This is a genomic window from Anabaena sp. 90 (genome assembly GCF_000312705.1).
Taxonomy (GTDB): domain Bacteria; phylum Cyanobacteriota; class Cyanobacteriia; order Cyanobacteriales; family Nostocaceae; genus Dolichospermum; species Dolichospermum lemmermannii.
Genome location: NC_019427.1, coordinates 399,650 through 425,162, shown reverse-complemented (window position 1 = coordinate 425,162; position 25,513 = coordinate 399,650). Strand labels below are relative to the sequence as shown.

General features: G+C 36.9%; 25 protein-coding genes and 2 pseudogenes. 9 read left to right on the top strand and 18 right to left on the bottom strand.

Annotation, left to right across the window (positions count from 1 at the left end; all coding sequences use genetic code 11):
• Positions 1–135: 135 nt before the first annotated feature.
• Together ANA_RS01945 and ANA_RS01940 are read right to left on the bottom strand one after the other, a co-directional pair.
• The gene (locus tag ANA_RS01945; protein WP_015078364.1) at positions 136–1,050 is read right to left on the bottom strand and encodes a 3'-5' exonuclease; all 915 of its coding nucleotides are present in this window, start codon (positions 1,048–1,050) and stop codon (positions 136–138) included.
• Positions 1,051–1,248: 198 nt separating this feature from the next.
• On the bottom strand, positions 1,249–1,581 hold the full coding sequence (locus ANA_RS01940; RefSeq protein WP_015078363.1) for an RNA recognition motif domain-containing protein: 333 nt from the start codon (positions 1,579–1,581) through the stop codon (positions 1,249–1,251).
• Between the two features lie 345 nt (positions 1,582–1,926).
• Between ANA_RS01940 and ANA_RS01935 the strand changes: the two genes are divergently transcribed.
• The gene (locus ANA_RS01935; protein WP_015078362.1) at positions 1,927–2,373 is read left to right on the top strand and encodes an SRPBCC family protein; all 447 of its coding nucleotides are present in this window, start codon (positions 1,927–1,929) and stop codon (positions 2,371–2,373) included.
• Positions 2,374–2,427: 54 nt separating this feature from the next.
• Here the strand turns inward: ANA_RS01935 and psbA are convergent, their stop codons facing one another.
• A complete protein-coding gene (gene psbA / locus ANA_RS01930; RefSeq protein WP_015078361.1) occupies positions 2,428–3,510 on the bottom strand; it encodes a photosystem II q(b) protein in 1,083 nt (360 codons plus the stop codon).
• Positions 3,511–3,733: 223 nt separating this feature from the next.
• Positions 3,734–4,084, bottom strand: a complete 351-nt coding sequence (locus tag ANA_RS01925) for a histidine triad nucleotide-binding protein (protein WP_015078360.1) — start codon at positions 4,082–4,084, stop codon at positions 3,734–3,736.
• Between the two features lie 96 nt (positions 4,085–4,180).
• Between ANA_RS01925 and ANA_RS01920 the strand changes: the two genes are divergently transcribed.
• Positions 4,181–5,062: a hypothetical protein gene (locus ANA_RS01920; RefSeq protein WP_015078359.1), complete on the top strand. Its 882-nt coding sequence runs from the start codon at positions 4,181–4,183 to the stop codon at positions 5,060–5,062.
• Between the two features lie 64 nt (positions 5,063–5,126).
• On the opposite strand, the gene ANA_RS01915 is transcribed toward ANA_RS01920, so the two are convergent.
• Together ANA_RS01915 and ANA_RS01910 are read right to left on the bottom strand one after the other, a co-directional pair.
• Positions 5,127–5,690: a Uma2 family endonuclease gene (locus tag ANA_RS01915; protein ID WP_015078358.1), complete on the bottom strand. Its 564-nt coding sequence runs from the start codon at positions 5,688–5,690 to the stop codon at positions 5,127–5,129.
• Between the two features lie 40 nt (positions 5,691–5,730).
• Entirely contained in the window at positions 5,731–6,336 is a 606-nt protein-coding gene (locus ANA_RS01910) for a Uma2 family endonuclease (RefSeq protein WP_015078357.1), read from the bottom strand.
• Positions 6,337–6,456: 120 nt separating this feature from the next.
• Here ANA_RS01910 and ANA_RS01905 point away from each other — a divergent pair, with 120 nt between their 5' ends.
• Complete coding sequence (locus ANA_RS01905) at positions 6,457–7,989, top strand: YifB family Mg chelatase-like AAA ATPase (protein WP_015078356.1); 1,533 nt, start codon at positions 6,457–6,459, stop codon at positions 7,987–7,989.
• A 224-nt stretch (positions 7,990–8,213) separates the two neighbouring features.
• Here ANA_RS01905 and glyA read toward each other — a convergent pair whose 3' ends face one another.
• Positions 8,214–9,497, bottom strand: coding sequence for a serine hydroxymethyltransferase (gene glyA / locus ANA_RS01900; RefSeq protein ID WP_015078355.1), 1,284 nt, complete (start codon positions 9,495–9,497; stop codon positions 8,214–8,216).
• A gap of 352 nt (positions 9,498–9,849) precedes the next feature.
• Between glyA and ANA_RS01895 the strand changes: the two genes are divergently transcribed.
• Positions 9,850–10,047, top strand: coding sequence for a hypothetical protein (locus ANA_RS01895; protein ID WP_015078354.1), 198 nt, complete (start codon positions 9,850–9,852; stop codon positions 10,045–10,047).
• Between the two features lie 463 nt (positions 10,048–10,510).
• Entirely contained in the window at positions 10,511–10,987 is a 477-nt protein-coding gene (locus ANA_RS01890) for a Tic20 family protein (protein WP_015078353.1), read from the top strand.
• Between the two features lie 3 nt (positions 10,988–10,990).
• Here the strand turns inward: ANA_RS01890 and ANA_RS01885 are convergent, their stop codons facing one another.
• Positions 10,991–11,764, bottom strand: a complete 774-nt coding sequence (locus ANA_RS01885) for a fumarylacetoacetate hydrolase family protein (protein WP_015078352.1) — start codon at positions 11,762–11,764, stop codon at positions 10,991–10,993.
• A gap of 289 nt (positions 11,765–12,053) precedes the next feature.
• On the opposite strand from ANA_RS01885, the gene rpsF reads away from it, so the two are divergent.
• From rpsF to ANA_RS27260, 4 genes are all read left to right on the top strand, one after another.
• On the top strand, positions 12,054–12,377 hold the full coding sequence (gene rpsF, locus ANA_RS01880) for a 30S ribosomal protein S6 (RefSeq protein WP_015078351.1): 324 nt from the start codon (positions 12,054–12,056) through the stop codon (positions 12,375–12,377).
• 362 nt (positions 12,378–12,739) lie between these two features.
• Positions 12,740–13,300 carry an Npun_F5560 family protein gene (locus ANA_RS01875; protein ID WP_015078350.1) on the top strand — a complete coding sequence of 187 codons (561 nt, stop codon included), beginning with the start codon at positions 12,740–12,742 and terminating at the stop codon, positions 13,298–13,300.
• A gap of 384 nt (positions 13,301–13,684) precedes the next feature.
• Complete coding sequence (locus ANA_RS01870) at positions 13,685–14,794, top strand: AAA family ATPase (RefSeq protein WP_015078349.1); 1,110 nt, start codon at positions 13,685–13,687, stop codon at positions 14,792–14,794.
• Complete coding sequence (locus ANA_RS27260; RefSeq protein WP_015078348.1) at positions 14,791–15,279, top strand: hypothetical protein; 489 nt, start codon at positions 14,791–14,793, stop codon at positions 15,277–15,279. The genes ANA_RS01870 and ANA_RS27260 overlap by 4 nt, the downstream gene beginning before the upstream one ends.
• 64 nt (positions 15,280–15,343) lie before the next feature.
• Here ANA_RS27260 and ANA_RS25535 read toward each other — a convergent pair.
• The 10 genes and pseudogenes from ANA_RS25535 to ANA_RS01815 form a co-directional block, all read right to left on the bottom strand.
• Positions 15,344–15,493: pseudogene (locus ANA_RS25535) on the bottom strand (GDP-mannose 4,6-dehydratase); the annotation flags it as partial.
• A gap of 124 nt (positions 15,494–15,617) precedes the next feature.
• Positions 15,618–16,199, bottom strand: a pseudogene (locus tag ANA_RS01860) (ISKra4 family transposase); the annotation flags it as partial.
• A gap of 11 nt (positions 16,200–16,210) precedes the next feature.
• Positions 16,211–17,392 carry a glycosyltransferase gene (locus ANA_RS01855; protein WP_015078346.1) on the bottom strand — a complete coding sequence of 394 codons (1,182 nt, stop codon included), beginning with the start codon at positions 17,390–17,392 and terminating at the stop codon, positions 16,211–16,213.
• The gene (locus ANA_RS01850; protein WP_015078345.1) at positions 17,389–18,546 is read right to left on the bottom strand and encodes a glycosyltransferase family 4 protein; all 1,158 of its coding nucleotides are present in this window, start codon (positions 18,544–18,546) and stop codon (positions 17,389–17,391) included. The genes ANA_RS01855 and ANA_RS01850 overlap by 4 nt, the downstream gene beginning before the upstream one ends.
• Before the next feature lie 311 nt (positions 18,547–18,857).
• Complete coding sequence (locus ANA_RS01840; RefSeq protein WP_015078344.1) at positions 18,858–20,201, bottom strand: hypothetical protein; 1,344 nt, start codon at positions 20,199–20,201, stop codon at positions 18,858–18,860.
• Positions 20,202–20,213: 12 nt separating this feature from the next.
• Positions 20,214–21,161 carry a glycosyltransferase family 2 protein gene (locus tag ANA_RS01835; protein ID WP_015078343.1) on the bottom strand — a complete coding sequence of 316 codons (948 nt, stop codon included), beginning with the start codon at positions 21,159–21,161 and terminating at the stop codon, positions 20,214–20,216.
• On the bottom strand, positions 21,158–22,105 hold the full coding sequence (locus ANA_RS23390) for a glycosyltransferase family 2 protein (protein ID WP_015078342.1): 948 nt from the start codon (positions 22,103–22,105) through the stop codon (positions 21,158–21,160). Before ANA_RS23390 ends, ANA_RS01835 begins: the two co-directional genes overlap by 4 nt.
• A 148-nt stretch (positions 22,106–22,253) precedes the next feature.
• Positions 22,254–23,042: a class I SAM-dependent methyltransferase gene (locus ANA_RS01825; RefSeq protein WP_158310496.1), complete on the bottom strand. Its 789-nt coding sequence runs from the start codon at positions 23,040–23,042 to the stop codon at positions 22,254–22,256.
• 69 nt (positions 23,043–23,111) lie between these two features.
• Positions 23,112–24,575, bottom strand: a complete 1,464-nt coding sequence (locus tag ANA_RS01820; protein WP_015078340.1) for a lipopolysaccharide biosynthesis protein — start codon at positions 24,573–24,575, stop codon at positions 23,112–23,114.
• Positions 24,576–24,871: 296 nt separating this feature from the next.
• Positions 24,872–25,432 (bottom strand): Uma2 family endonuclease, encoded by a 561-nt coding sequence (locus ANA_RS01815; RefSeq protein WP_015078339.1) that lies wholly within the window; start codon positions 25,430–25,432, stop codon positions 24,872–24,874.
• Between the last annotated feature and the right edge of the window lie 81 nt (positions 25,433–25,513).

Here is a 25,513-nt window from a genome sequence, read left to right as displayed (position 1 = left end):
TAAAAAAATCCCTGATAGCTATATTTGTATTATTACTAGACTACCGTTGATAATTCTGTTAATTTTGTTAGCAATTTGAGAAAAATTTCCATACCAGTATCAGGAAATAGACTCAAAACTAGTTCACAGAGTTTCTCAGTATTCCTCACCTTCTTGATTTTTAGGCGTTATTTTCCAATAAGTATTTATATCAACATTTACAGTCAATTTTTCCAAATTTACCCCCAAATTTTTGCGAATATCTTCGGTTAAAGTAATTGTAAAATCTAAATCAACACCTTGATTTTCTACCAAATCTACCAATTCCTGAAACTGAGTCTTGATAGTTTTTCGCTCATAACTTGTAAGTTTACAAGATGATGTTTCAGAAATATTCTGGACTAACATCGCTTGTTTTACCCGTTCTTGTAAATGCTCAAATTCTGATTTGAGTATTTTTTGTTGCTGTTCAATTTCTATATATCTAGCAGTCAATAAACTTAGATCTTCCCTAATTGGATCTATCTTTAAGTTTGCCTCTAATTCTAATAATCGTAAATGTACTTGAGCTAAATAAATACAATCAAGATAAGCATATTCTATTTGTTCTTCAGTTAATGGTCTTTTTCCCCAATCGCTCGTTTGCTCTTGTTTATTAATATCATGAAAATTACAAAGTTTAGTAGCTAGGGTTTTCAATTGATAATTAGGTAATGGTAGTAAATAGACGGGAATTTTCTTCGCCATTTCCAAAGTACAAGTAATATTTTTGGCTTTTTTAGCTCCCAAATATTTCACGTCATAACCAGCATTATGAAAAACTTTTTCAATAGCATCATTAACCATAATCCTCTCCACAAAATCAGCAATTACATCTGATTTATCGAGAACATCTAATAAATAAACACTATTACCAGTCATATCTTCAGGATTAGCTAACACCTGAATCAGTGATAATCTTGGATTACGAGTTTTATAATCAGCAACTTCTGTATCTATCCACAAAGTTTTAGCTGTGGTATATTCAGTAATTAAGGAACGAATTTCCCTCGCAGCAGTAAGATAAGGCATTGGTAAATGTCAGGAAGTGTAAATTAGTTATCGCTTCCCAAAGTAACATTTTATGACTAATCATGCTGGCAAGTGCTACATCATCATTATTTTTATAGAAAATTTTCCATTAAAAAAAGCTCAGGTATTAATTCCTGAACTTTTATTCAACCTAATTATCCTAGAGGCGGATATTTGTTAAGCTTTGGTCTATGGATATTAGTAACGGTTTCCACCGCCGCCACCGCCATAGCCGCCGCTACGGCCACCACCGCCGCTACGGTTTCCACCACCAAAAGAACTACGTTCTTCTCTGGGTTTAGCTTTGTTCACTTTTAAATCACGTCCCATCCATTCAGCACCATCAAGGGCTTCAATGGCTTTTTCTTCTTCTTCATCTGATTCCATTTCCACGAAACCGAAACCGCGAACTTTACCAGTTTCCCGGTCGGTAGGTAGCTGAACACGTTTTACCTTGCCATACTCCTTAAAAATTTCGCTCAAACCTTCTTGGGTAACTTCATAAGAGAGGTTGCCTACATAAATTGACATAGATTTTCTCCAAAATCATAAGAGTGTAGAGATTTAGATTTCGGAGAAAAGTCTGTAAATACCAAAGGGGAAAAGCCTATCAATACTAAAAACAAACGAGGTCCACCGAATTACTTCTCGACTCCCATTATGGCATAGAAAATAGATATCTAGGCAGTAAATTCAAAAAGTTTATAAAATATTTTTTTTATACCTTAATTAGCAATGGCAGCATCAGCTTTTTATGGCATTCTCTCGTTATACTTAGTTGAAGGATTTTTAGGGGTTAATTCGGGGGTTTTAGCCTATTTTCTGATAAAATTATCAAGACTGAATCTAAAGGCTCAATTTTAGGTTTCTTTGTTCATGTTGCACTTTAAACATTCCTCAATTATTAACGCACCAATAGAAGTAGTTTGGAAATTCCACGAAAGACCAGACATACTCCAAATACTCACCCCACCTTGGCAACCTGTACAAATAGTCAGACGGGAAGGAGGACTATCAGCAGGTGCAATTACAGAATTTCGGCTTTTTTTGGGTATTTTACCCTTAACTTGGTTAGCGCGGCACACAGACTATGAAGAATATCGTCTGTTCACCGATGAACAGATATCTGGACCTTTTGAGTCCTGGGTACATCGTCATGAGTTTACAGAAGAAAATGGCAAAACTAAATTAACCGATAATATTACTTATTCTATGCCTGGCGGTGATGGAATAGAATTTATCAGTGGTTGGTTAGTGCAAACACAGCTAGAAGCAATGTTTCGCTATCGGCATTATGTGACTAAACGCGAATGTGAAAAATGAATACAAAAAAACGCCCCCCATGATTGGAGAGCGTTTTCTATTTAACTAAACTTATTAACCGTTGATTGCAGGAGCGCTTAAAGCAACAGGAGCAACGTCAGCAGCAGCCAAGTCTAGAGGGAAGTTGTGAGCGTTACGCTCGTGCATTACTTCCATTCCTAAGTTAGCGCGGTTGATTACGTCAGCCCATGTAGCGATGACACGACCTTGAGAATCCATGACAGATTGGTTGAAGTTGAAACCGTTCAAGTTGAAAGCCATTGTGCTAACACCCAAAGCTGTGAACCAGATACCAATTACAGGCCAAGCAGCGAGTAAGAAGTGTAGTTGACGGCTGTTGTTGAAGGAAGCGTATTGGAAAATCAAGCGACCGAAGTAACCGTGAGCAGCAACGATGTTATAGGTTTCTTCTTCTTGACCGAATTTATAACCGTAGTTTTGTGATTCGTTTTCGGTTGTTTCTTTAACCAAGGAAGAAGTTACGAGTGAACCGTGCATTGCAGAGAACAAAGAACCACCGAAGACACCAGCTACACCTAACATATGGAAGGGGTGCATCAAGATGTTGTGTTCAGCTTGGAACACGATCATGAAGTTGAATGTTCCAGAGATACCTAAAGGCATACCGTCTGAGAATGAACCTTGACCGATTGGGTAGATTAGGAATACTGCGGTAGCAGCAGCTACAGGTGCGGAGAATGCTAGGCAAATCCAAGGACGCATTCCTAAGCGGTAAGAAAGTTCCCATTCACGACCGAGGTAGCAGAATACGCCGATCAAGAAGTGGAATACTACTAACTGGTAAGGACCGCCGTTATACAACCACTCATCTAAAGAAGCAGATTCCCAAATAGGGTAGAAGTGTAAACCGATAGCGTTGGAGGAAGGAACTACTGCACCGGAGATGATGTTGTTTCCGTAGAGTAGAGAACCTGCAACTGGTTCGCGGATACCGTCAATGTCCACGGGAGGAGCAGCGATAAATGCAATTACAAAGCAAGTAATTGCAGCGAGGAGGGTAGGGATCATTAATACTCCGAACCAACCGATATATAAACGGTTGTCAGTGCTGGTGATCCATTCGCAGAAGCGATTCCATACGTTAGCACTTTCGCGCTGTTGTAAGGTAGTTGTCATGTGTTTATAATTGCGTTTGAGTTATGTATGTTTTGGTAGGTGTTTCTACCTCATGAATTTATATTAAGCTTTATGTTTCGATTTGTAAAGCTATTTAAAGTAGGTATTAGTTATGAAAGTCATTAGTTTTTCTGATATCATGGGATTTACAGCAGCTATTGTGATAATTGGGCGAGCAGGATGCCCACCCCACAAGAGTTCTGGACTATTTCAGATGTAAAATTCAACCAGGAGGCCAGGACATAGAACGACCGCCTAGTATATGTATATGAAGATGATAGACCGTTTGTCCGCCATCAACACCAGTATTCATAACTACGCGATAACCGTTTTCCAGTCCTGCTTGTGCTGCAACTTTCTGGACTGTTAATAATAGATGTCCTAAAAGTGCTTGATCTTCAGGTTCTGCGGTAGCTAGGCTAACTATGGGTTTTTTGGGTATAATAAGGATGTGAACTGGTGCTTGAGGGTTAACATCTGTAAAGGCTAGTGCTAAATCGTCTTCATAAACAATATTCGCGGGGATTTCTTTACGAATGATTTTACTGAAAATCGTTTCTGTGTTCTGACTCATACAGTTTTACTTACTCATCTGCTCAAGATTTTAAGCGATCGCTGGAACAGGCGATAAAAAGTTAAGCTATTGTGTAGTCAGTGCATTTATAGTTTTATGGCCAAACCTGCGGATGTTAGTACGAAACGCTTAATTAGTCTTGCGCCCAATAATTGGGTAAAATGGGTAACGCAAATCCCGGATGTGGTTGCTGGGGAAATTCTCAATTCTGAATTTCAATGGATTAGTAGGGAAAGTGATGTACTTATCCGTGCTGAAAGTAAAGAATATGGGAAATTTATGGTTCTCAATGAATTGCAATTGCGGTATAAACCAGAAATGCCGCGAAGGATGCGAGCTTATGCAGGATTAGCTGAGGAAAAATATAAATTACCCACATATCCTGTACTAATTAACATTCTCAAAACAGGTGATGCTGAAATCCCCACGCGATATGAATCTAATCTTGCTGGTTTAGAAGTGCGTCAAGATTACCGTGTAATTAACCTGTGGGAAGTAGATGTTAAAATTGCCTTAGAACAACCTTTACCGTCTCTACTGCCTTTTGTGCCGATTCTCAAAGGTGGTGAAGATGAATCTATAATTCGGGAAGCATTGCGTTTATTGCAAGCTGATGAACAATTAAATCAATTAGAAACGGTTCTTGCTTTTTTTGCTACGTTTGTATTAGATAGTTCCTTAGTTCAAGAAATTATGAGGTGGGATATGACAGTTTTACGCGAATCACCTTGGTATCAAGAAATATTGCAACAAGGAATGCAACAAGGAATGCAACAAGGTGAACAACAAGGAGAAAGAAAAGACAGACTCTCTAGCATTGAGTTATGTTTAGAAGTTAAATTTGGCAATGAAGGATTAAAATTCGTGCAGAAAATATCAGAAATATCTGATCTTGAGACACTAAAAACAATTCAACGCTCGATTCTCACCGTTGAAAGTTTAGAGGAACTAAAACACATACTCCAAAGTTTCTCATAACAAGTTCAAATCTCAACTATCACGAGTATAAAAGGTAAAAATGCAGATAATTTCTCATGTTTTGCTATTCGCTTAACCAACTAAAAAGTTGACCAATTGTTAGCTTAAAGGACTCTGCAAAATGGGGAACAGGTAGGCGATCGCTTGCAACTTCAAAAACTTCAATGGTACGATTGCTAAAATAAACAAATACTAATTCTTCTTCTGGGTCAATCAACCACCCCATTTCAGTCCCATGAGTGAGACAATGAAGGATATTGCGAACAACTTTAGTTTGACTTTGATCAGGAGAAAGAATTTCAATTGTCCAGTCTGGTGCGAGTGCAAAGGTATTAGATACTTTACCATTTTCGTCACGGGGAATACGTTCCCAAGTAAAAACTGCGATATCAGGAACAATAGATTTACTCCCAAAGGTACAGCGCAGTTCCGAATAAGCACGAGCGATATGCTGGGGTTTGAGAGCTATATTGATATCAGCACCGAGATCAAGTTGCACCGTGCTGTGTTTTCCTTGAGGCATAGGTTTTTGGATAATTTTACCGTCTATAAATTCGCTGGCTGGTTTGGTTTCTGGCTGTTTGAGAAATTCATCTAAGGTTAGGAGTTTAGTGGGAGTTTGAACCATTATCGTTTGAGTTAAGTGAATTGTAATTATTCTAAATCAATTATCGTGGCATCACATCATCTAACCGCAGTTGCAGCGAGGGTAAAAGAGGAGATTTAATAAATTCTCCTAACCGATATTTTTGCTGACTATAATCTTCTCCAATTAGTTGACAAACTGTAAATGTAGGTTGTTTTGGTTTACCAATAAAAACCACTCCACCTAATCCCCGATAATCAACAATCCAATATTCAGGAATTCCTAATAAAGCATATTCTTCAACCTTACGCGCATAATCAGTTTCCCAATTACTGCTAACAACTTCCACAACTAACTTAATAGATTTTCCTAAAGCAATCACTGGTTCATGTTCCCAAAAAGGTTCATCGTAAAGTACAGTTTCATCTAATACTACAATATCAGGACGGCGGGCTGTGGCTGTTTCTGCAAAAGGACGGATTAGACAGGTGCGAGGAATAAACCAGGGAAGTTCAGCATGAGTAATAGCAATACCCAGTTTGGTTGCCAGTTTACCACCCACGGCTTCATGTGGTCCAGTTGGTTCCATATCAATCAATTCTGCGTCTGCAAGTTCATAGCGGGGGTTGTTACCGTATTCAAGGATGAATTGTGCAAAGGTTAATAATTTTGTTAATGCTTGAACCATAATTCACCTGCATCTTTAGCTGCTATTATTATATTAACAATCCTCTTGGGTGATTTCACTCATTGTTAATATACCCACAAATCTGCTTTGATATGATCAAGGTTTATTGATATATAAAAAATGCTGGCTAGAGTTTGGAGTGCATCTATCATCGGGATTGACGCTGTAAAAGTGGGTGTGGAAGTTGATGTTTCTGGTGGTTTACCGGGAATTGTGATTTTAGGTTTACCAGATTCCGCAATTCAAGAATCTAAAGAACGGGTAAAAGCAACTTTAAAAAATGCGGGTTTTGCTTTTCCCATCCGAAAGATTGTCATTAACCTAACTCCCGCAGACTTACGAAAAGAGGGACCCGCGTTTGATTTACCGATTAGTGTGGGAATTTTAGCAGCTTCTGAACAAGTTAACGCCGATTTGTTAGGAGATTTTTTATTTTTGGGGGAAGTTTCTTTAGATGGTAGTTTGCGTCCTGTTGCTGGTGTTTTACCTATTGCTGCAACTGCAAAAAAGATGGGAATTACAGGTTTAGTTGTTCCTGTTGATAATGCCCAAGAAGCCGCTGTTGTTGAAGGATTAACGGTTTATGGTTGTAAAGATATTGCTGATGTAGTGGACTTATTAAATAACCCTAAAAAATATCAACCTGTCCAGTTAAATAAAGCAGTAGAAACTACCCAAGAAACATCTTTAAATTTAGCAGATTTGCAAGATGTCAAAGGACAAGCGCACGCCCGCAGGGCTTTAGAAATTGCGGCTGCGGGAGGACACAATTTGATTTTCGTTGGACCACCAGGAAGCGGAAAAACGATGTTAGCAAGGCGTTTATCGGGAATTTTACCACCTTTAAGTTTTCCTGAATCTTTGGAAGTAACACGCATTCATTCTGTGGCTGGATTGTTGAAAAATCGAGGTTCATTAGTTAGAGAAAGACCTTTTAGAAGTCCCCACCATTCTGCATCTGGTCCATCTTTAGTTGGTGGTGGTACTTTTCCTCGTCCTGGCGAAATTTCATTATCTCACAGAGGTGTACTTTTTTTAGATGAATTAACAGAATTTAAAAGAGATGTTTTAGAGTTTCTGCGTCAACCTTTGGAAGATGGTTTTGTGACAATTTCTAGAACTAAACAATCTGTCACTTTTCCGGCACAATTTACATTAGTAGCCAGTACAAATCCCTGTCCTTGCGGTTATTATGGTGATACAATTCAAGGATGTACTTGTTCACCTCGACAACGGGAACAATATTGGGCGAAATTGTCTGGACCATTAATGGATAGAATTGATTTGCAAGTAGCAGTAAATCGTTTGAAACCCGAAGAAATTACTCAACAACCAACGGGAGAAGCGTCAAAATCTGTAGCAGAAAGAGTGAAAAAAGCACGAGAATTGGCTATGATTCGATTTCAAAAAGAAGAAGATTTACAATGTAATGCTCAAATGCAAAGTCGTCATTTACAAAAATGGTGTAATTTAGATGATGCTAGTCGGACTTTATTAGAAGCAGCAATTAGGAAATTAGGGTTATCAGCAAGAGCAAGCGATCGCATTCTTAAAGTAGCACGAACTATAGCAGATTTAGCAGCAGATGAAAACCTTAAACCCCAGCACGTAGCCGAAGCAATTCAATATCGGACAATTGATAGAATGCAATAACTAAGTAGGTTAGCATTAAAAATTGTCGTTATGGCAAGGCAAGAGGCAAGAGGCAAGAGTGAAGAGGGTTTGGGCGATTTTACTTTTCTTTACACAGATTGGTTTTATTGTGTTCACCTACTTACCCTGTCCAGTGCGATAGAACAAATAAAGCAAAAATAGTCGGTTTAAAAACCAAATTTTGGATTTTGGATCAGTATCAATAACCCAAAATCCAAAGTTTATTAAGCTAGGGCTGGTACAGGAATTTCCAAGTGAGGATATAATGGGAAGCGATCGCACAATGCCGCCACTCGCATCAAACAATCTTTAGTGACTGTATCCGCATCTGGAGAAAGTAAACGATCAGCAATAATATTGCCAACTTCCGTAAATTCTGCCACACCTAAACCCCTAGTAGTCATAGCGGGAGAACCCAATCTTAAACCACTGGTAACAAAAGGTGATTCAGTATCAAAAGGAACTGTATTCTTATTGGCGGTAATATTAACAGTGCTGACTAGTTGATCTCCCTTCTTCCCAGTCATGGCAATAGAACGTAAATCTACTAACATTAAGTGATTATCCGTGCCATTAGACACTAATTTGAATCCTCTGTTTTGCAATTGCGTAGCCAAAGCGCGAGCATTTTCAATTACTTGTCCAGAATAGGTTGTAAACTCAGGTTTAAGAGCTTCACCAAAAGCCACAGCTTTACCAGCAATCACGTGTTCTAGTGGTCCACCTTGAGTACCGGGGAAAACTGATTTATCCAGCTTTTTACCCAATTCTGCATCACGAGTCAAAATCAAGCCGCCGCGAGGTCCACGTAAGGTTTTATGAGTTGTAGTTGTGACAACATCACAATAAGGCAGGGGGTTGGGATGATGACCAGTCGCCACTAAACCAGCAATGTGAGCAATATCTGCGAGTAAGTACGCGCCAACTTCATCAGCAATACTGCGGAACTTTTGAAAGTCAATAATCCGAGGATAGGCTGAATAACCACAAATCAAGAGTTTAGGCCGTTCTTTGATAGCTAAATCACGAATTTGGTCATAGTCTAATTGTTCAGTTTCTTTACTTACGCCATAATGACGGACTTGGAACCATTTACCAGAAACGTTCACTGGTGAACCGTGGGTAAGGTGTCCTCCATGGGATAAGTCCATACCCATAATTGTGTCCCCTGGTTGCAGCAGGGTTAGGAAGACGGCAAAATTAGCCTGTGCGCCGGAATGGGGTTGAACATTGGCATGAGCCGCACCAAATAGCTGTTTAGCCCGGTCAATGGCTATTTGTTCAATTTCGTCAACAAACTCACAACCGCCATAATAGCGTTTACCTGGTAATCCTTCAGCGTATTTGTTGGTTAATACTGAACCTTGAGCAGCTAATACAGCAGCGGAGGTAAAGTTTTCACTCGCAATTAATTCCAAGTGGTCTCGTTGACGCTGTAATTCTTGGTTAATTAGTTCATTAATAGCAGGATCAGAGTTTTTTAACAGGTCTGAATTAGTTTTTGTCACGTTTATTATCCTTATGGCAGTTGACGAAAATCGAGATTGCGGTTAAACCTATTACCAAAGTTAGAAATCAGGCAACTTGTTTATTATAGGATTTAGACTGAAAAGCTTTGAGAACTGGGAACGTCATTATTTAAGAATTACTGACTTTCATCAACGTGGTAGCCTGAATTTATGTATTATTTTGTACTCAAACTTACAAAAATCTAAGATATATAAGATACAATAAACCTAGATTATCTAGTTAGGAACGTGGATTTATTAACTTACAATTCTTTGTAGGTTGGGTGAAGCGACAGTGTAACCCAACATTAGATTACATTCCTGACTCTATTTGGAACAAGGAGGGGTTGAGATGTTAGTCATTGTAATGGACAATCAAATCCTTAGCTCTGAAAAGGTCTGTCAGTCTTGTTTACTAGCAAATGGTAGTGGACAACCTCGCTGGGGTGGAGGTAAACTGCGCTGTGGTCAAGCAATTAGTAAGTTTACGGAACAACAGCCAGATCAATACGAGTGTGTCATGGGCTTTCGTGTCGCCAATGTAGAATAATGTTGATACTCTGCGGTCTAAAGACACGCAGATTCTTTAAGACCTGCTTAAAAAGGATAGTCAATTATCCTCCTAGACGCTCAAGACAACTACCAGTACGACAGGTATTGCAATTGCGCTTACTTTTGATTTTTTTGCTGCTTTTGTGAGTCCATCAATTTTTAATGTTAAACGCTCCATGATTTACCATTGCTTGTTTACCCAGGCTACGGCTATGCCGAGACGAGATAAATCAGGGGTTTCTCCTTAATAAAACACTTCTTGGCGTTGATGGTTATTCCTACTTGCTAATTAATTCTATCATGTCACGGCGAATAAATTCGCCGTTGGCACTTCCTCCACGCATCTATTGCCAAGTGGCTTCCGTGCCTTTCGTTCTATTTGGTGATTTGTCAGCAAGGTCAAGCATCTGCGTTATCCTAAGCTCAATAGCTGTTAAAATTTAGCCACAGGAGAACACAAAATGTCTTGGCGCGGGTCTACAACTTTCCCTGATCGAATTTTTGCCTGTTTACCTTATCTACTGCCTTTGATTGAGGTATTTGCTTTCGGTCAGTTTTTAATGAATGATTTTCCACTTTTAGGACTGATATTTTTGCCCCTGTTGCCACTATTAAGAATTTACTATGGTGTCCGTTATGCGGGAATGATTATTTTCTTTGCTTTGTGGCTGTTGGTGGTCAGAAACGAGAAAATTAATCATTTTATTCGTTTTAACACGATGCAAGCCATCATTCTCGATATTGTGATCTTTTTATGTAGCATCTTGACCGATATTGTGAAATTAGTTCCTGGTAGTGGATTTGCTATGCAAACACTTTATACAACCATTTTCATGGGGATAGTAGCAGCAGTTGTTTATTCCGTTGCTCAGTCATTAATGGGTAAGTATGCGGAAATTCCCGCGATTTCCGATGCAGTACATATGCAAGTACGCTAACAGTTAACGCTCCACAACTGTGTTTTCTAGGCGACCAATTCCTTCAATTTCTACACGGATGCGATCGCCTATTTGCAAAGCTCCTACCCCCATTGGTGTACCAGTTAATATTATATCCCCAGGTAATAAGGTCATCACTTGACTGATATAAGACACCAAAAAATCTGGGGAAAATACCATTTGATCAATACAAGTAGATTGGACTGGATGGGGATTATCATTCAGAAACGTCTGTAATCTCGCTCCTGGGTTTAATTCTCGGACAATCCAAGGTCCCAAAGGACAAAAAGTATCAAAACCTTTGGCTCTTGTCCATTGGGGGTCTTTTTTTTGTAAATCCCTGGCTGTAACATCATTGGCAATGGTATAACCCCAAATTTTACTTTGGGCTTGGGCTGGGGTACAATCACTTGTGCGATCGCCAATCACCAAAGCCAATTCTCCTTCATAGTCTACCCGTTGAGACTGATGAGGATACTTAATTTCTCTTTCTGACGCAATCACAGATGTAGGCGGTTTGAAAAAAATTAGCGGTTCAGCGGGTACAGGTGTTCCCATTTCCGCCGCATGATCAGCATAATTCTTGCCTACACCCACAATTTTTGAAGGCGCACAGGGGGCTAGAATCTTGTAAGAATTGGATGGCAGGATTAAATCCGTAGGTTGACCATCCAACCAAGGTGGAGCATCCAGCACTTCTACATTCTGAGAAAGCTGGAGTAACCCATAGTAAATTTTCCCTTCTTGACTTTGAACTCGCACATATCGCTGCGCCATAACTTTGACAAATATCCTTGAATATACTTTGTTCCAGCAGAATGTGCTTAATGATTGCCATTAAAAACTTGTAAGATTATATGATAAATATTGAAAATCTTATGACCTTAATTAACAAACTATTAACCAGTGGACAAATCCTGCTCAAAATTGTGCTACTGTAGAATAACTAAAAAATTGTCAAAATTCCTTGTTGCTTGAGATGTTAATCAATTAAAGTATCGCCCATAGCAATATTTGTATAAATTAATACCTCTTCAGCCATTGTCCATAAGGTGAATTAAAAAACATGACCACAGTTTACGAAACCATGTACATTTTGCGTCCTGACTTGGGAGATGAGCAAGTAGTACAACAAATCGCCAAATACGAAAACTTAATTCGTGAACACGGTGCTGAGAATATTGAAATTCAAAACCGTGGTAAGCGTCGTCTGGCCTATGAAATTCAAAAGCATCGTGATGGCGTTTATGTTCAACTCAACTACACAGGTCCTGGAACTGTAATTGCTATCATGGAACGCGCAATGCGATTGAGTGAAGAAGTGATTCGCTATATGACAGTCAAGCAAGAAGTTCACAAAGAAAAACCAGAAGAAGTTGTAGCAGCTTAATAACCGCGTTTTCCGAGGTTATTAGTTAGATAACTCCACAAAAAAGATGAACTGCTTGCAGCAGGGCTTCGCTGTCCAAGTTTGTGGTATCGTTCTTGTATTATTAGCGGGCAAGACTTGTACTGAGCTTGCGATGCCCTGAGCCTGTCGAAGGGTCGAAGTATGCCCGCACTACAAGAAATTTTGGATATTTCTTTAATTGGAAGTCTCTTAGCAGTTCAGCAGTATGGCCTGCGTCATACTGCGACATCAGGAAATTACTAAAAATCGCTCAATTATTTCACTCGAACTGCGACCTATGTGATATAATCGGCGCAAGTGAAAAATTAACTATATATATTAAGTAAGAGCTTTAAGTGACTGTGAGCCAATCTGATATACCAAACATCCAAGAACTGTCCACCGAAATCTCGCAGTTGCGCCAAGACTTGCAACTGCGAGATCAATTAGTTCAACAGTTATCTCAAGAACTATTCCGGCTAGTTAAGGGTAATACTAACTTTACACCGCCAAAATCTGAGCCAGAGATAGATTTGAGTCAATTGCAGGCTTTAAGAGATCAAATCCAAGCCGTCGAACAGCAGTTGACGTTCTACCAAGAACAAATTACGAATCGTGATACGGAGATTTACCAATTACGACAGTCTTTACAAGAACTAACTGATCGTAGTCGAATGTTGGAGCAGGTAGTACAGGAATTACCCCAAATTTACCGTCGTAAGTTTGAGGAACGCATGACACCAGTGCGAGACAAGGTAACAATCCTACAACGAGAAAATCGCCAATTGCAAGCCGAATTGCAAAGTGTGAGTTATCGTTTAGCACTCAAGAACCGCTACACCAATCATGGCGGTATTGATTTACCTACTTTTCCTCGTTCGGAAGTTGCAACCGATAGTTTACCTGCTGCCCAAAATGTCTAAAATTTGTGACTGTATTTGAAATAAATCAAAATTTTTATTCCGCAGTACCTATCTTTTTTTGAGGTACTGCGGATTTTAGTTAGGGCTTGCTGAATAAGATTAGAAGGAATAACAGATAAGGGTTTCAGGTTTTTTTGTTGTCGAAAAGTGCAAGGTTTTGGCTGATGGTGTCTCAAAATAGAATAGGTGCATTTTTCTTTGTCGGATTTGGAAAATTGAGGATATCTAGATAGACTTGTTGCAGACATTGAGAATAAGTTAGTGATAACCACTCATGGTTAAGCTAAAACCCTGATTTTTCTACGAAGTCAGGTATCTGAACCTATAATTGGTATATCTCACCAAAAAGTTATTTCACTTGCCATTCCGGGAAATTATTTGATTATGCTCCAAAGACTATATGTACACAACTTCAGGTGTTTAGAAAACTTTGAATTAACAATGAAGGAGATGTCATCTGCTCTCTTGATTGGAAAAAATGGCACAGGTAAATCAACTATTGCAACCGCATTAGAGGTATTTCAATCTATTGGTAGAGGCATAAATAGAGTTGGTCAACTTGTCAAGTCTAAAGATTTTACTCGTGGCAGGTATGATGTTCCCATTCGCTTGGAAATAGAAGTATTACTTGAGGAGAAATTATATAAATACGTCCTGGCCTTAGAGTTGCCAGAAAAATTTAAAGAATTGCGAGTTTTTGAAGAACAACTTTTAGTTGCAGGAAATCCAATTTACTCTCGGAAAGAAGCACAAGTTACTATTTATAGTAGTTCACAAAATCGTGAATCTCAGTTTTTAGTAGATTGGCATTTAGTAGCCCTTCCAGTTATTCAGGAGCAATCAGAAACAGATCCACTTCATACTTTCAAAAATTGGCTGGCTCATATAATTATTCTAGCACCAATTCCTAGTTTAATGACTGGAGATTCCCACGGAGAAACTTTACAACCAAACAGAGATGGTGCAAATATTGGGGAATGGTTTTCTGGTTTACTTGGTAGATATCCTGCGGCCTATAGAGACGTTGATAAATATTTACGGGAAGTTATGCCCGATTTTCAAGATTTCTTGAATGAACTTATCGGTAAAGAGTTCAAAAGTCTAATTGTGAGATTTGCTGAAAATAATGCAACCTTGAATGTTAACTTTCAAGATTTATCAGATGGTGAAAAATGCTTTTTTCTTTGTGCTGTGGTATTAGCAGCTAATAAATTCTATGGGTCAGTTTTTTGCTTTTGGGATGAACCTGACAACTATCTCTCTATCTCAGAAGTAGGTCATTTTATCACATCTCTGAGACGTTCATTTAAGGATAGTGGCCAAATTTTAGTAACTTCTCATAATCCTGAAGCAATTAGAAAATTCTCCAATGAAAACACTTTTATTCTGGATAGAAAAAGTCACTTAGAACCAACTTTAATTAGATTGCTTAGTGATATACCTGTTACTGGCGATTTGATTAATTCTTTGATTTGTGGTGATATAGAATTATGAGTATAAATAAGAATAAACCACATTTGTTAATTTTACCTGAAGATGATGCTAATCGTCAGATTGTTAATGGATTTATTCAAAATTTGAATGTGAATAATCGGGCTATTCAAATCCTACCAATTGCTGATGGTTGGAAAAAAGCTGTAGATAAATTCACAAATGATCATATCAAAGCTATGCGACAATATCCACAGAGAAACATCCTATTAATTATTGATTTTGATGAATGTGAAGATAGATTAAATTTTGTAGAAAGTTATATTCCAGATGATATAAAAAATAGAGTATTTGTTTTAGGTGTACAATCTAATCCAGAGAGTCTTAAAAGGGATATTCAAAAGAATTTTGAGACTATTGGAGAATCTCTGGCTACAGATTGCGCGGAAAACAATCATAAATTATGGGAACATTGTCTTCTCATACATAATAAACCTGAGTTAGAACGGATGATTTTATCTATTAAACCATTTTTGTTTCCAAATTAAACCAAGAAACAATAGTTACACTGCTAAGAAAAAGCCTAAAAAAAGAGAAATTTAATATCTTCCTCTAAAAAAATAAGGAATATTGGGGTTTCCAACCTAATTGGTTGTGAATTTTATCAATATTACCCACTAATTGCACTGATTCATCTGGTCGGTAAAAAGCAGGATCAACAACAACGTAATCTTGCCAGTTTAACCCAACAAAGTTAAAAGCAGGAGATCAAACAACCATTGGTATTGGTGGTGGAGTAGTAGAGCAACGAGCTTGAGAGACACCTTTGGCCCAAATGTGGCTTCCTGAGTCAGCCACATTTTCAAGGGTTTTCGGCGTTCTTCCTTATAATATCAAGAACAATTGTCAGCTTAATATTGTGTTTTCGAGACAATTGTTTGAGAAGACGTAATTGTGTCTTATTGCCATCAACTAATGCCACCCAGTGTTTTTGTTGATTTGGATCACGGTGCAATGCCTCATCAAACGCCTCAGAAATCACCGTTTCCGGTTCTTTGACTAAAGAAGCCCAAACGCGCTTGACTTCAGGACGAGGACGTTGGCTCTGGGGAAATTCCTTGGGGTTGATAATTTGTTCGGCGGTACGAATAAATGGTTTGATAGTATAAACAGCAGCTACCGTTGCCATCCGCTTTGAGTTACGCTTTTCCCCTTTGGTCAATCGTTTTTCTAGTTTCCTTTGACTAGCAATTGCTCGTTTTTGGGTACTGGGGCGTAAATCTTCTCGACCCATGATTACACCCTTGCCATCGGCACTGATGACGATGATTTCTCCTGTCTGTTCTAATTGCTGTGATTGTGATTGCTGGTATTCATAGAACTCATTAAAGTCTCTGGCAATTGTTTGCGCTAATTCTTCCACTTGCCGTTTGGGTACTTGCGCGGCTGTTGTTTTCTTGATAGTTTGAAAACTTCAGTTTATCTGCCTCTATCAATGATTATCTGATTGTACAGGTTTTCAACTTGGTTAGCTGAAAATTCCCAGCTATATTTATTCACAACAAATTGTCTTGCAAGATTTCTAATCTCTCTAGCTAGATCAGAGTTTTGTAGCAGAGTAATCGTAGCTTTCGCAAAATCTTCTGGACTATCTGCTATCAAAATTTCCTTGTCAGGTTTTGCACTCAGAGAACCAAGTCCTAATGTTGTAGTGACTACAGGTAGTCCAGAAGCCATTGCTTCCAAAATTTTGTTTTGCATACCTGATCCTGATTGCATAGGAGCGATCGCAACCTTTGCCTGTTTCAGAGTTTCTGGCATAGACTCTACAAAACCAGTCACTATAACTCCTTCTTTTCGCGCTAAACTGCGAACTTCTCTAGAAGGTTTTGCTCCAGCAATTATAAGAGAAACATTAGGAACTGTTTGTTGAATTATTGGTAGACAAAGTTCAACAAACCACTTAACAGCATGAATATTAGGTGCATAACTCATATTTCCAGAGAAAATTAGAGTTGGATCTATTGGAGATTGTTGTTGTAGACTAAAAAAATCAGTATCTATCCCATTTGGGATAACTTTCACTCGGTCACTAGGAATTAGTTGTGCATCTTTTTCAGATACAACTACTAACTTATTAAATAAGTTAGGCAAATCACGTTCGTAGCGGATGACTCGTTGAAGTTCCTCCTGAAAAATCCAGCGTCGAGGAAAAGATTCCAACACTACACGACGCTCTAAATTTAGTTGCATCGAGTCAATCAGTTCTATAATTTTAGGGGTGTGTATATGATGAAAATAAGGGGCTATCCTCATCATAAAAGCATGAACTATATCAAAGTTGTTGGCTGCTAAAATTGAATCTAGCTGTTGCTGAAACCTACTAGAAGAGTAGTAGCAAGCTTGAAGAGGTAATTGTGAAGTAAATAAACCTTTTCCTACATTGATAAGTGATTGCCATTTAGGAAGAGGAACAGTATATATTGCTTTACAGTAAGGACGTATCTGATCAATATTTTCTAGTTCCCACGAACTATGATAAAGGGTCAACAATGTAATTTCATGTCGCTGACTTAAGATACGAAGACGATGATAGAGTATCAGTTGGTCTCCTTGTAACAAGGGGTAAGGAAATCTCGGAGTAACAAAAAGTATTTTCATGAGTTATTATCATAAGCAATAATAGATTTATAGATATCTAGAGTCTCTTCAGCCATTCTTTGCCAAGAAAATTGCTTTGCTCTTGCTAATCCACGCTGAATTAAGTTATTTCTTAAAGAACTGTCAATCAATAATTTATATACTGCTGTTTCAAGTTCTTCTTGATTGGTGGGGTCTACTTGCAAAGCGGCATCTCCAACAATTTCAGGAATAGATGTTGTATTAGAGGTAATAACTGGAGTACCACAAACCATTGATTCTAAGGGTGGGATACCAAAGCCTTCGTATAAAGAAGGATAGATAAATAATGTTGCACAATTATAGAGACATACTAATTCCTCCTGAGTAACATAGTCAGTAAAAATAACATCATTTCCATATTCAAGTAAACACACAAGATCATAAAATTCAGACTGCTTCCAGTTCGGAATTCCTACGATAACTAACTTTTCATCAATGTTTTTCGTTTGCTTTAGCTTTGAAAAAGCTCTAATAACTAATTTTGTGTTTTTTCGTGGATCTGTACCACCTAAAGTTAATAAATACTTTCCAGATAGATTAAAACTATTCTTGATAATTTTAGATGCGTTTCCCCTGTCAAGTATCCTAAATGCAGCATCCGGTGCTTCATAGGTAGTTATAATTGAGCTTGTTTGAAGACTGGGAAAGTGATGCAGAATATCGCTTTTAGAAAAGTTAGAAACTGTAATCACTTTAGTAGCATTTCTAATAGTTTTGCTGACAATAGCACTTCTGTATATCCTACCTAGTCTTTGATAAGCAACATTTGACTTTGGCAATAGTACGGAATCTTTCAGATACATCACATCATGAATAGTGACTATCAGTTTTGTACTTTTTTTTAGAAAAACTGGAGATGTGTTAGCAGTGCAATGAAGTACGTCTATACCATCTTTAATTGCTTGTCTTGGCAGAACTAGCTGTTCCCATAGTAAATAATTGGCTGGGACTAGGATTCTAACTTCAAAATTTGCAGCTTTTGGTAAAATATTTTCAGAATCAGGTTGATCTGTATAAAGAAAATACTGATTTTCCTGATCTATTTTTGCTAAAGATTGCAATAAATTGAGGGTATAGTTGCCTATTCCCCTACGCTTTTTGAGTGCAAAGCGGGTATCAATTCCAATAATCAATTAAAGGTACTCCTTCAGTCTTGACGTAATCGTAAATAGCAGGTAGGGTTAATGACTATTTCATGTTGAAATAAATTATGGTGTTGATGCAAAGTAATAATCCAGCATAATTAAGGCTTATAGCCTATAACCCACCATAATTTATCGATAAACCTCTTTAGCAGAAACCAAAGAGAACCTGTAAAATCTGGATTTTTGACTGCAAAATTATGTGCTGAATTAATGATATATTGACAGTCTGATTCAAAGCTTTTAATCATTTTACAATTCCTTGTATAAAAGAACAATTTCGTTGTCATCAAATAAACAACCTAATAACTCTTGTAATCTGCTCGCTTATCTTGCTTTTTTCCAAAATTTAATATCAGTCTATAAGCGAAAAGCATAGTCCAATCTGCTAATCCAAAAAATAGAACATTAGAAAGCATAGTTCGGACTATATTAATTAATTGTACTGATAGTAAAGATACTTTCAAAGTATCATCATTTTGATAAAGCATTTTCATATGCAAAAAGTAGGATAAATATCCTAACAATATGCCTAAAAGTATTAGTCCAAATACACCAAAATGAGCATAAAAAGTTTCAAGTCCTGATGGAACAACTGAACCTTCAGGGTATGGATACAATGACTTCAAGAAATCTGTTAACGGACCTACTAGATATGGGTCATTGCGAATCATATTTGGAATAAATTGCGTGAATAAGCTTAGATTAGATAAACCGAAATCACTGTTAATACCTCCTACGTTATTTTCATAAGTTAAAATGCCTGCTAAGCCCGCAAAAACCTCAACATTGGTACGGTAAAACCATTCAATTGGACTGTCTTGCTGATTCAAACGACTCGAGATTTCTTCTAACCTTTCAAATAAACTTAAATTATAATTTATTGCACTGTTATCTCTATACAGTCCATAAATTATAAAGATAAATATGAAAACAAAACTACTAGCAATAATCCAACGGCGTGGAATTTGTTTCCAGCAGTAGTTGAATATTAATAGGACTTGAACAAGCATGAAAGTTGCTAAAAAACGGGAATTGATTAAGGTCAGCAAGAAAGTAAAGCCAAATGTTAGGATATCAACTCTATTCAGCCTTTGTTTAAGAGATAATTTGTATAGTAAAGGCATTTTACCCAAACTAACACCAATTAGAAGGAAAGTCTGTCCTCCAACAGAATTTCCTGGATTATCTATAGCTGCTTGTAACCCACCTAGCAGAAGTATTAAAATTCCACCAAAGACCGTAACCCAAAGGGCTATCACTATGTATGACACGAGGGAGTTAGTATTTTTGATTGAAAAAACAACTACTTCTGAATTTAAAAAGCCTTTGTTTTTAAATTTATGCCTTGCCATCCATGTATAAGTTATGAATAGGCTAATAGTACATAAACCTGCATATAAATTTGCTAATCGTGTGCTTTCCAAGCTCAATAACTGATACAAATGTACAATATCCGAATCTCCATTTTGGAATTGACTTAATAACCACCATGCTTGACCTTGAACCAAAGTCAACATTGTTGCTGATATAAATACAACATATAAGTTACGGTTATGATTTTGAACAAGCTCTCGAATTATTAGAATAATTAGTAACAAAATTTGTGTATACAACCATATCCAATCGAATATAAAATCGTTCATTTTTCACTATCACTAATTTATTATTTTTTTTGCTTCTGCATCTAACCATATTAAAGACCGGGGCTTACTCTTAGTAACAGCATCAATTAAACCCAAAATTTTACATTTCAATATAGCTAACCTATATATAAATAAATTAACATTCTCAACTAGTTTAATTTGATTTTTACTATGTCTCAATAGTTCATAAAAAGCAGAGAAAATTCCCCTATTAATCCAATAAATTTTAGCGATAAAATTAAAATAATTTAATCCAATTCCAATTGCAAATCCTGTAGCATAAGCATAACCAAGAGCATTTTTAGTGTTTTTAGCCTTTTCAAATAGTCCAGGATGTGCAACTTTAATGTTAGGACATAGCTTGATTGATTGGCCAGTCACTATGATTTTTGAAGTTAGAACAAAAGCTTCCCCACATTGACATGCATGATGTGAACCAGGACCCATATCATTGAAACCGCCTAATTGCAAAAATAGCTCTTTTTTTATAATTAAGTTCCATTCAATTATAAATCTTGAAAAATTTCTATACGTTATTTTCGATGTATTCTGTGGCCAATGAGAAATATAGCAGCCATCTATTACCTCTCCTCGTTGAGGTACCAGCAGATTTGGCCCATTTGACAAACTAATAATCAGTTCTTCTAGGGATATTATGTTGGAGTAGATAAAAGCGTCATCATCCAAAAAAAAGAGATATTCACCGGATGCTAGTGATGCTCCAAGATTTCTGGCTTCAGCAGCAGGAATTACGCTATTTCGTACATACTCAACTAATTCAATATTAAGAATTTTCCTAAGTATATCTATTTCCTTCCCTGATTGGTTAATCAAGACTAGTTCGATTTGTTCATGCTTCAAATTGCTAAGAGAAATAAATAGTTTTTCTAAAAACAATTCAGGCTTTACCACGGGGACAATAAGCGAAAGTAAAATTGGGGTATTTATTAATTTATTCATTTAGATTTAACCTCTTGATTTTGTAGTATGTGTGTCTGATATTTATTTATTAAACGTTGTTTTCTGAACTCTGCGCCTTTTTGCTTTCCGAAAAAATATCCTACTATTTTATAGAAATAGTATGAAAATAACTGTTTAATGTATAAAATTAATGCACGATAGAAAAATGGGCTTTTCAAATTCCGATGAATTTTGATACACTCTAATCTCGAATTAAAAATTTTATTATCGCTAACTCCTCCAGTTTGAAAATATGCCACTACGCCACCTATGTAATGAAATTCAGCACCAATCAGTAACAAAGATAATACGTAAGCGTAATCTGAAGCATATTTGTAATTAAGATTATATAGTCCTTGATTTAAGTAGGTATGCTTCGTAATGAACATAGCTTGATGACAAATAGTCATTGAGTATTTTAGTCTATCAATACTTGCAGGAGTTTTTATAGTAATATTCGCATCTATGTAGTCAAGGTAAATATCACCATAATAAATGGATAAATTATCGCTAGGAACAAATTGTTCAACTAACAATGAAAGTGCATTTGGTAGATATGTATCACCTGCATTAAGCAACCCTATAATATCACCAGAAGACAAGGCTATACCTTTATTCATAGCATCATAAATCCCATTATCTGGTTCACTAAGCCAGTAATCAATATGGGCTGAATACTTTTTAAGTATTTCTAAAGTGCCATCATTGCTTCCACCATCTATCACTAAATATTCTATGTTTTCATGTGTTTGATTAATTACACTTTTAATTGTAGATTCTATATATTCTTCTCCATTAAACACAACGGTTATAATCGTCACCAATGGTTGATTATGTTGGTGATTTTCATCCTTGCGATTACTATTAATCTTTCTCGATCCGCCTTCTATACGTTCAGGATAAGATTTTTTTTTCAAATATTCTGGGATGCTGGAGATTTCCATAAAGTCATAAAAAAGAAAGATTCAAGAGTGTCAGTGCTACGACCATAGAGCAATACGATTGTCCAGAAGAAATAGCAGAACGAATAAAACAAGAGGGGCAGCCCCAATCCACGAACTTTAAAATGTCCATACTTCAAAATTTAATATTTTAAATACTTGCAATCATAATCATATGGTCATTAAATAGTGGTATATTACCTCGATTCCCTAACAACTTACTAGCAAGTAAATAAAATAGCCACTTTGGAAAACTCACAGAAGAATGATGATTTACGTTTAATACATCTATCTTAGTAAAACCGCATGAATTCAAAGCATTTATTAGACCTTTTTCAGAAGCAACTGCAATATGCCCAACAACATTAAGATATGTCCAGTTTTTTCCCGACATTTTTGAGTATATGCTATTAGCATTACCTGTATATATAACTATCTTACCATTTGGGGATAAAAATTCTTTTGCTATTTTTATCTCTTTTCTAGGATCAGCTAAATGTTCAAAAACATCTATGTAAGTAATGATATCCATTGAATGCTTCCTAAATGGGCTTCTATCTAAAGTTCCATTAAAGTAAGTAATTTTTTTATGATTTATCATATGTTCATTAGCTTTACCTAGCTCTACACCAAATTTTTGCCAACATTCGCTGATACAATCTAAGAATTTACCATCACCGCAACCAACATCACAGATAGACATATCACTATTTTGATTCGGATTGAGTAGATTCCCCAATTCAACAAAGAAACTATTACTTTTTTCTGATTGAAGTTCTTGCCAATAATCTTTTGGAAGATTATTGTAAATGCTTAGTAAAAATTCTTCACTTTTCATTCTATTATCAGTAGCGATAATAGAACCACAACTAACACATTTACCATGAGTCATTGATGGAAGCATATTCCTTAAGTCAGAATTTAACATATGCTGTTTCATAGATTTAGTGTTTCGCACACTAAATTCCTTAAGATATCCATTACAGTAAACGCAGTGCATAATTAGACCTCACTTAAAATTAAGTATTTTTTTTGCGAAAAAACCTTTGTTATTGGCGGTGAACCAAATGAATAAAATACAGCTTTGTAGTATGGCAGATCCTAATCTTAATACATTGCTATAAGGTATAAAATAATGTAAATACACGACAATACAAAAAAACAGCAAAGGGAACTTCAACCATTTTATCAATGTATTTTGAGGAATACAAAAGTGTTTAACTCCCATTAATAATAGAAGATTTGTTAATAAATAAGGGAAATTTCCACAGATTGCTCCGATTAAACCAAAATTATATGCCCCCAACGCAATCATTATGAGAGATAAAAAGCCACTAGCTGCTACTACAATAGCACAAATATTAGCTGCACCTATGCCAAGTAGGATATAGTAACCAACAGCATTGAGAGAATAAAGTGAATAAATTACCGTAGAAATACAAAATAAAAATATGTATTTAATATCTATTACATTTGTGAAAATTAAGCTACATATCAATGGGGAAAGTGTTATTAATATACCTCCTAAACCAAGAGCAACGAGACCATTCAACTGAATAGCTTGCTTAATGTTTTGTTTTGTTTGTTCATTATTTAAATTTTGGATTAAATGGCTGACCGCAGGAACTAAAGGTTGTACAGGTAATGAAGAAAGTACATTAATTTGTGTTGTAATATCAGTTATCGCCGCATAAACCCCTAAACTTTGAGTCCCTAGCAAACTTCCTACAATTATACGATCTCCTCTTGCAAAAAGTGCGCTTCCCAAAGAACTCAACCAAATCATTACGCTATAGCGTCCTACTGCAAGTCCTTTATCTTTACTCCAAGCCAGGTGGAGATTTACAGTTTTAAGTAATGATTGCACCACCCAGGCATGGCTTAACAAAACTGCTACAGCAGCAACAGCTTGCCACTGCATCAATGCTATTGTCCGTCCTCCTCTGTAAGCTATCACTAACATTCCCAGTGTAATTAGTGCAGACTGAATCGTATTTAGCAGATTCATCAAACCATAGCGCTGATATGCTTGCTCCACACCAACTAAAACCTGTTGAAGTAATCGCGACCACAATACTAATCCACCAATCTGTAAAGCTTTTACCCCTGTCAACTGTTGTGTATTATCTAATTTAGTAAATATACTAACAATACCCTCAGCACCAAACCAAAGAGCGAACGCTGCGATTGTAGCCAATATCAGCATGGCTCCAACTGTCACAGTTAAAGTTTGTGATAACCCATCACTATCTTCCTTTCCTAAGTCCTGAGAAACAAACACAGTGGTTGCAGTAGCAAGACCAGCTTCAGCTAAACCAACAATTGCGATAACACTAGAAGCTAGAGTCCAAAGTCCATATTCCTCAACTCCAATCAAGCGAATCAGTAAAGGAATTGTAAGTATAGCCAAACCAATTCGGATAATTCCGCCAGCAGTATTATAGAATCCATTCTTTAAAAAGCTGTTTTTCAATTTAGTAAATTTACTTCAGTAATTTGGTGTCGTTAAACAATAGATTTTTTGAATAATTTAAGTGTAACCGCCCAATAATTCACGGTAGCGCGTTTAGTTATAAGTATCAACTAACTTAAAACCGTTCTCAGCCAGGTAGTCTGTCCCTATTGATTGAGCGGTTACAATTGAGTGGTTATATCATATAGACATAGCTTTCACCTATTTCAGCCTTCCCAGTTACGACTAGGTGGCGAGGGAGGAACTGAGATCAAAAGACTATCAAAGCTCAACTCCTAAAACAAGGTATTGCTTAGTTAAGCCATTCTCAACCAGCCAAATACATCATCAACAGTTAATTTTAACTCTATTCCTGCCAATACAGGCAGAATATCGGTTTTTTCCATCAGTATTGGTTGGCGATCGCACAAAAATACTAGAATACTTAAATCATCAGGATCAAGAAACCATCCTAATTTACACCCATGCTCCATACAATACAAGATATTGCCAATCACTTTATTTGATTTCTGTTCAGGAGAAAGAATCTCAATTACCCAATCGGGAGCTACTTCAAATCTATCTGGGACTTCTCCACTGCTAAGGAAAGGAATATGTTCCCATGTAAAAACTGCTATATCAGGAACAATTGAGCGATTACCAAAGCTACACCTGAGTTCAGGGAAAGCATAGGCAATTTTTTCAGATTCACTCACCAAATTAATTTCGCCACTAAGTTTCCCTTGCAGTCGGCTGTGTCTTCCTTTCGGCGTAGGTTTTTGAATAATTTCCCTACCCAAGAACTCTGATGCTGGCTTTGTTTCCGGTAGCATCAGAAACTCCTGCAATGTGAGATATTTTATGGCGCTGATGGTCATAAAGGATAATTATTGTAGCCCTTAGTCGACATCGTTTTGATAATTATACCATAATTTAGACATAGCTTTCCCCTACTTCAG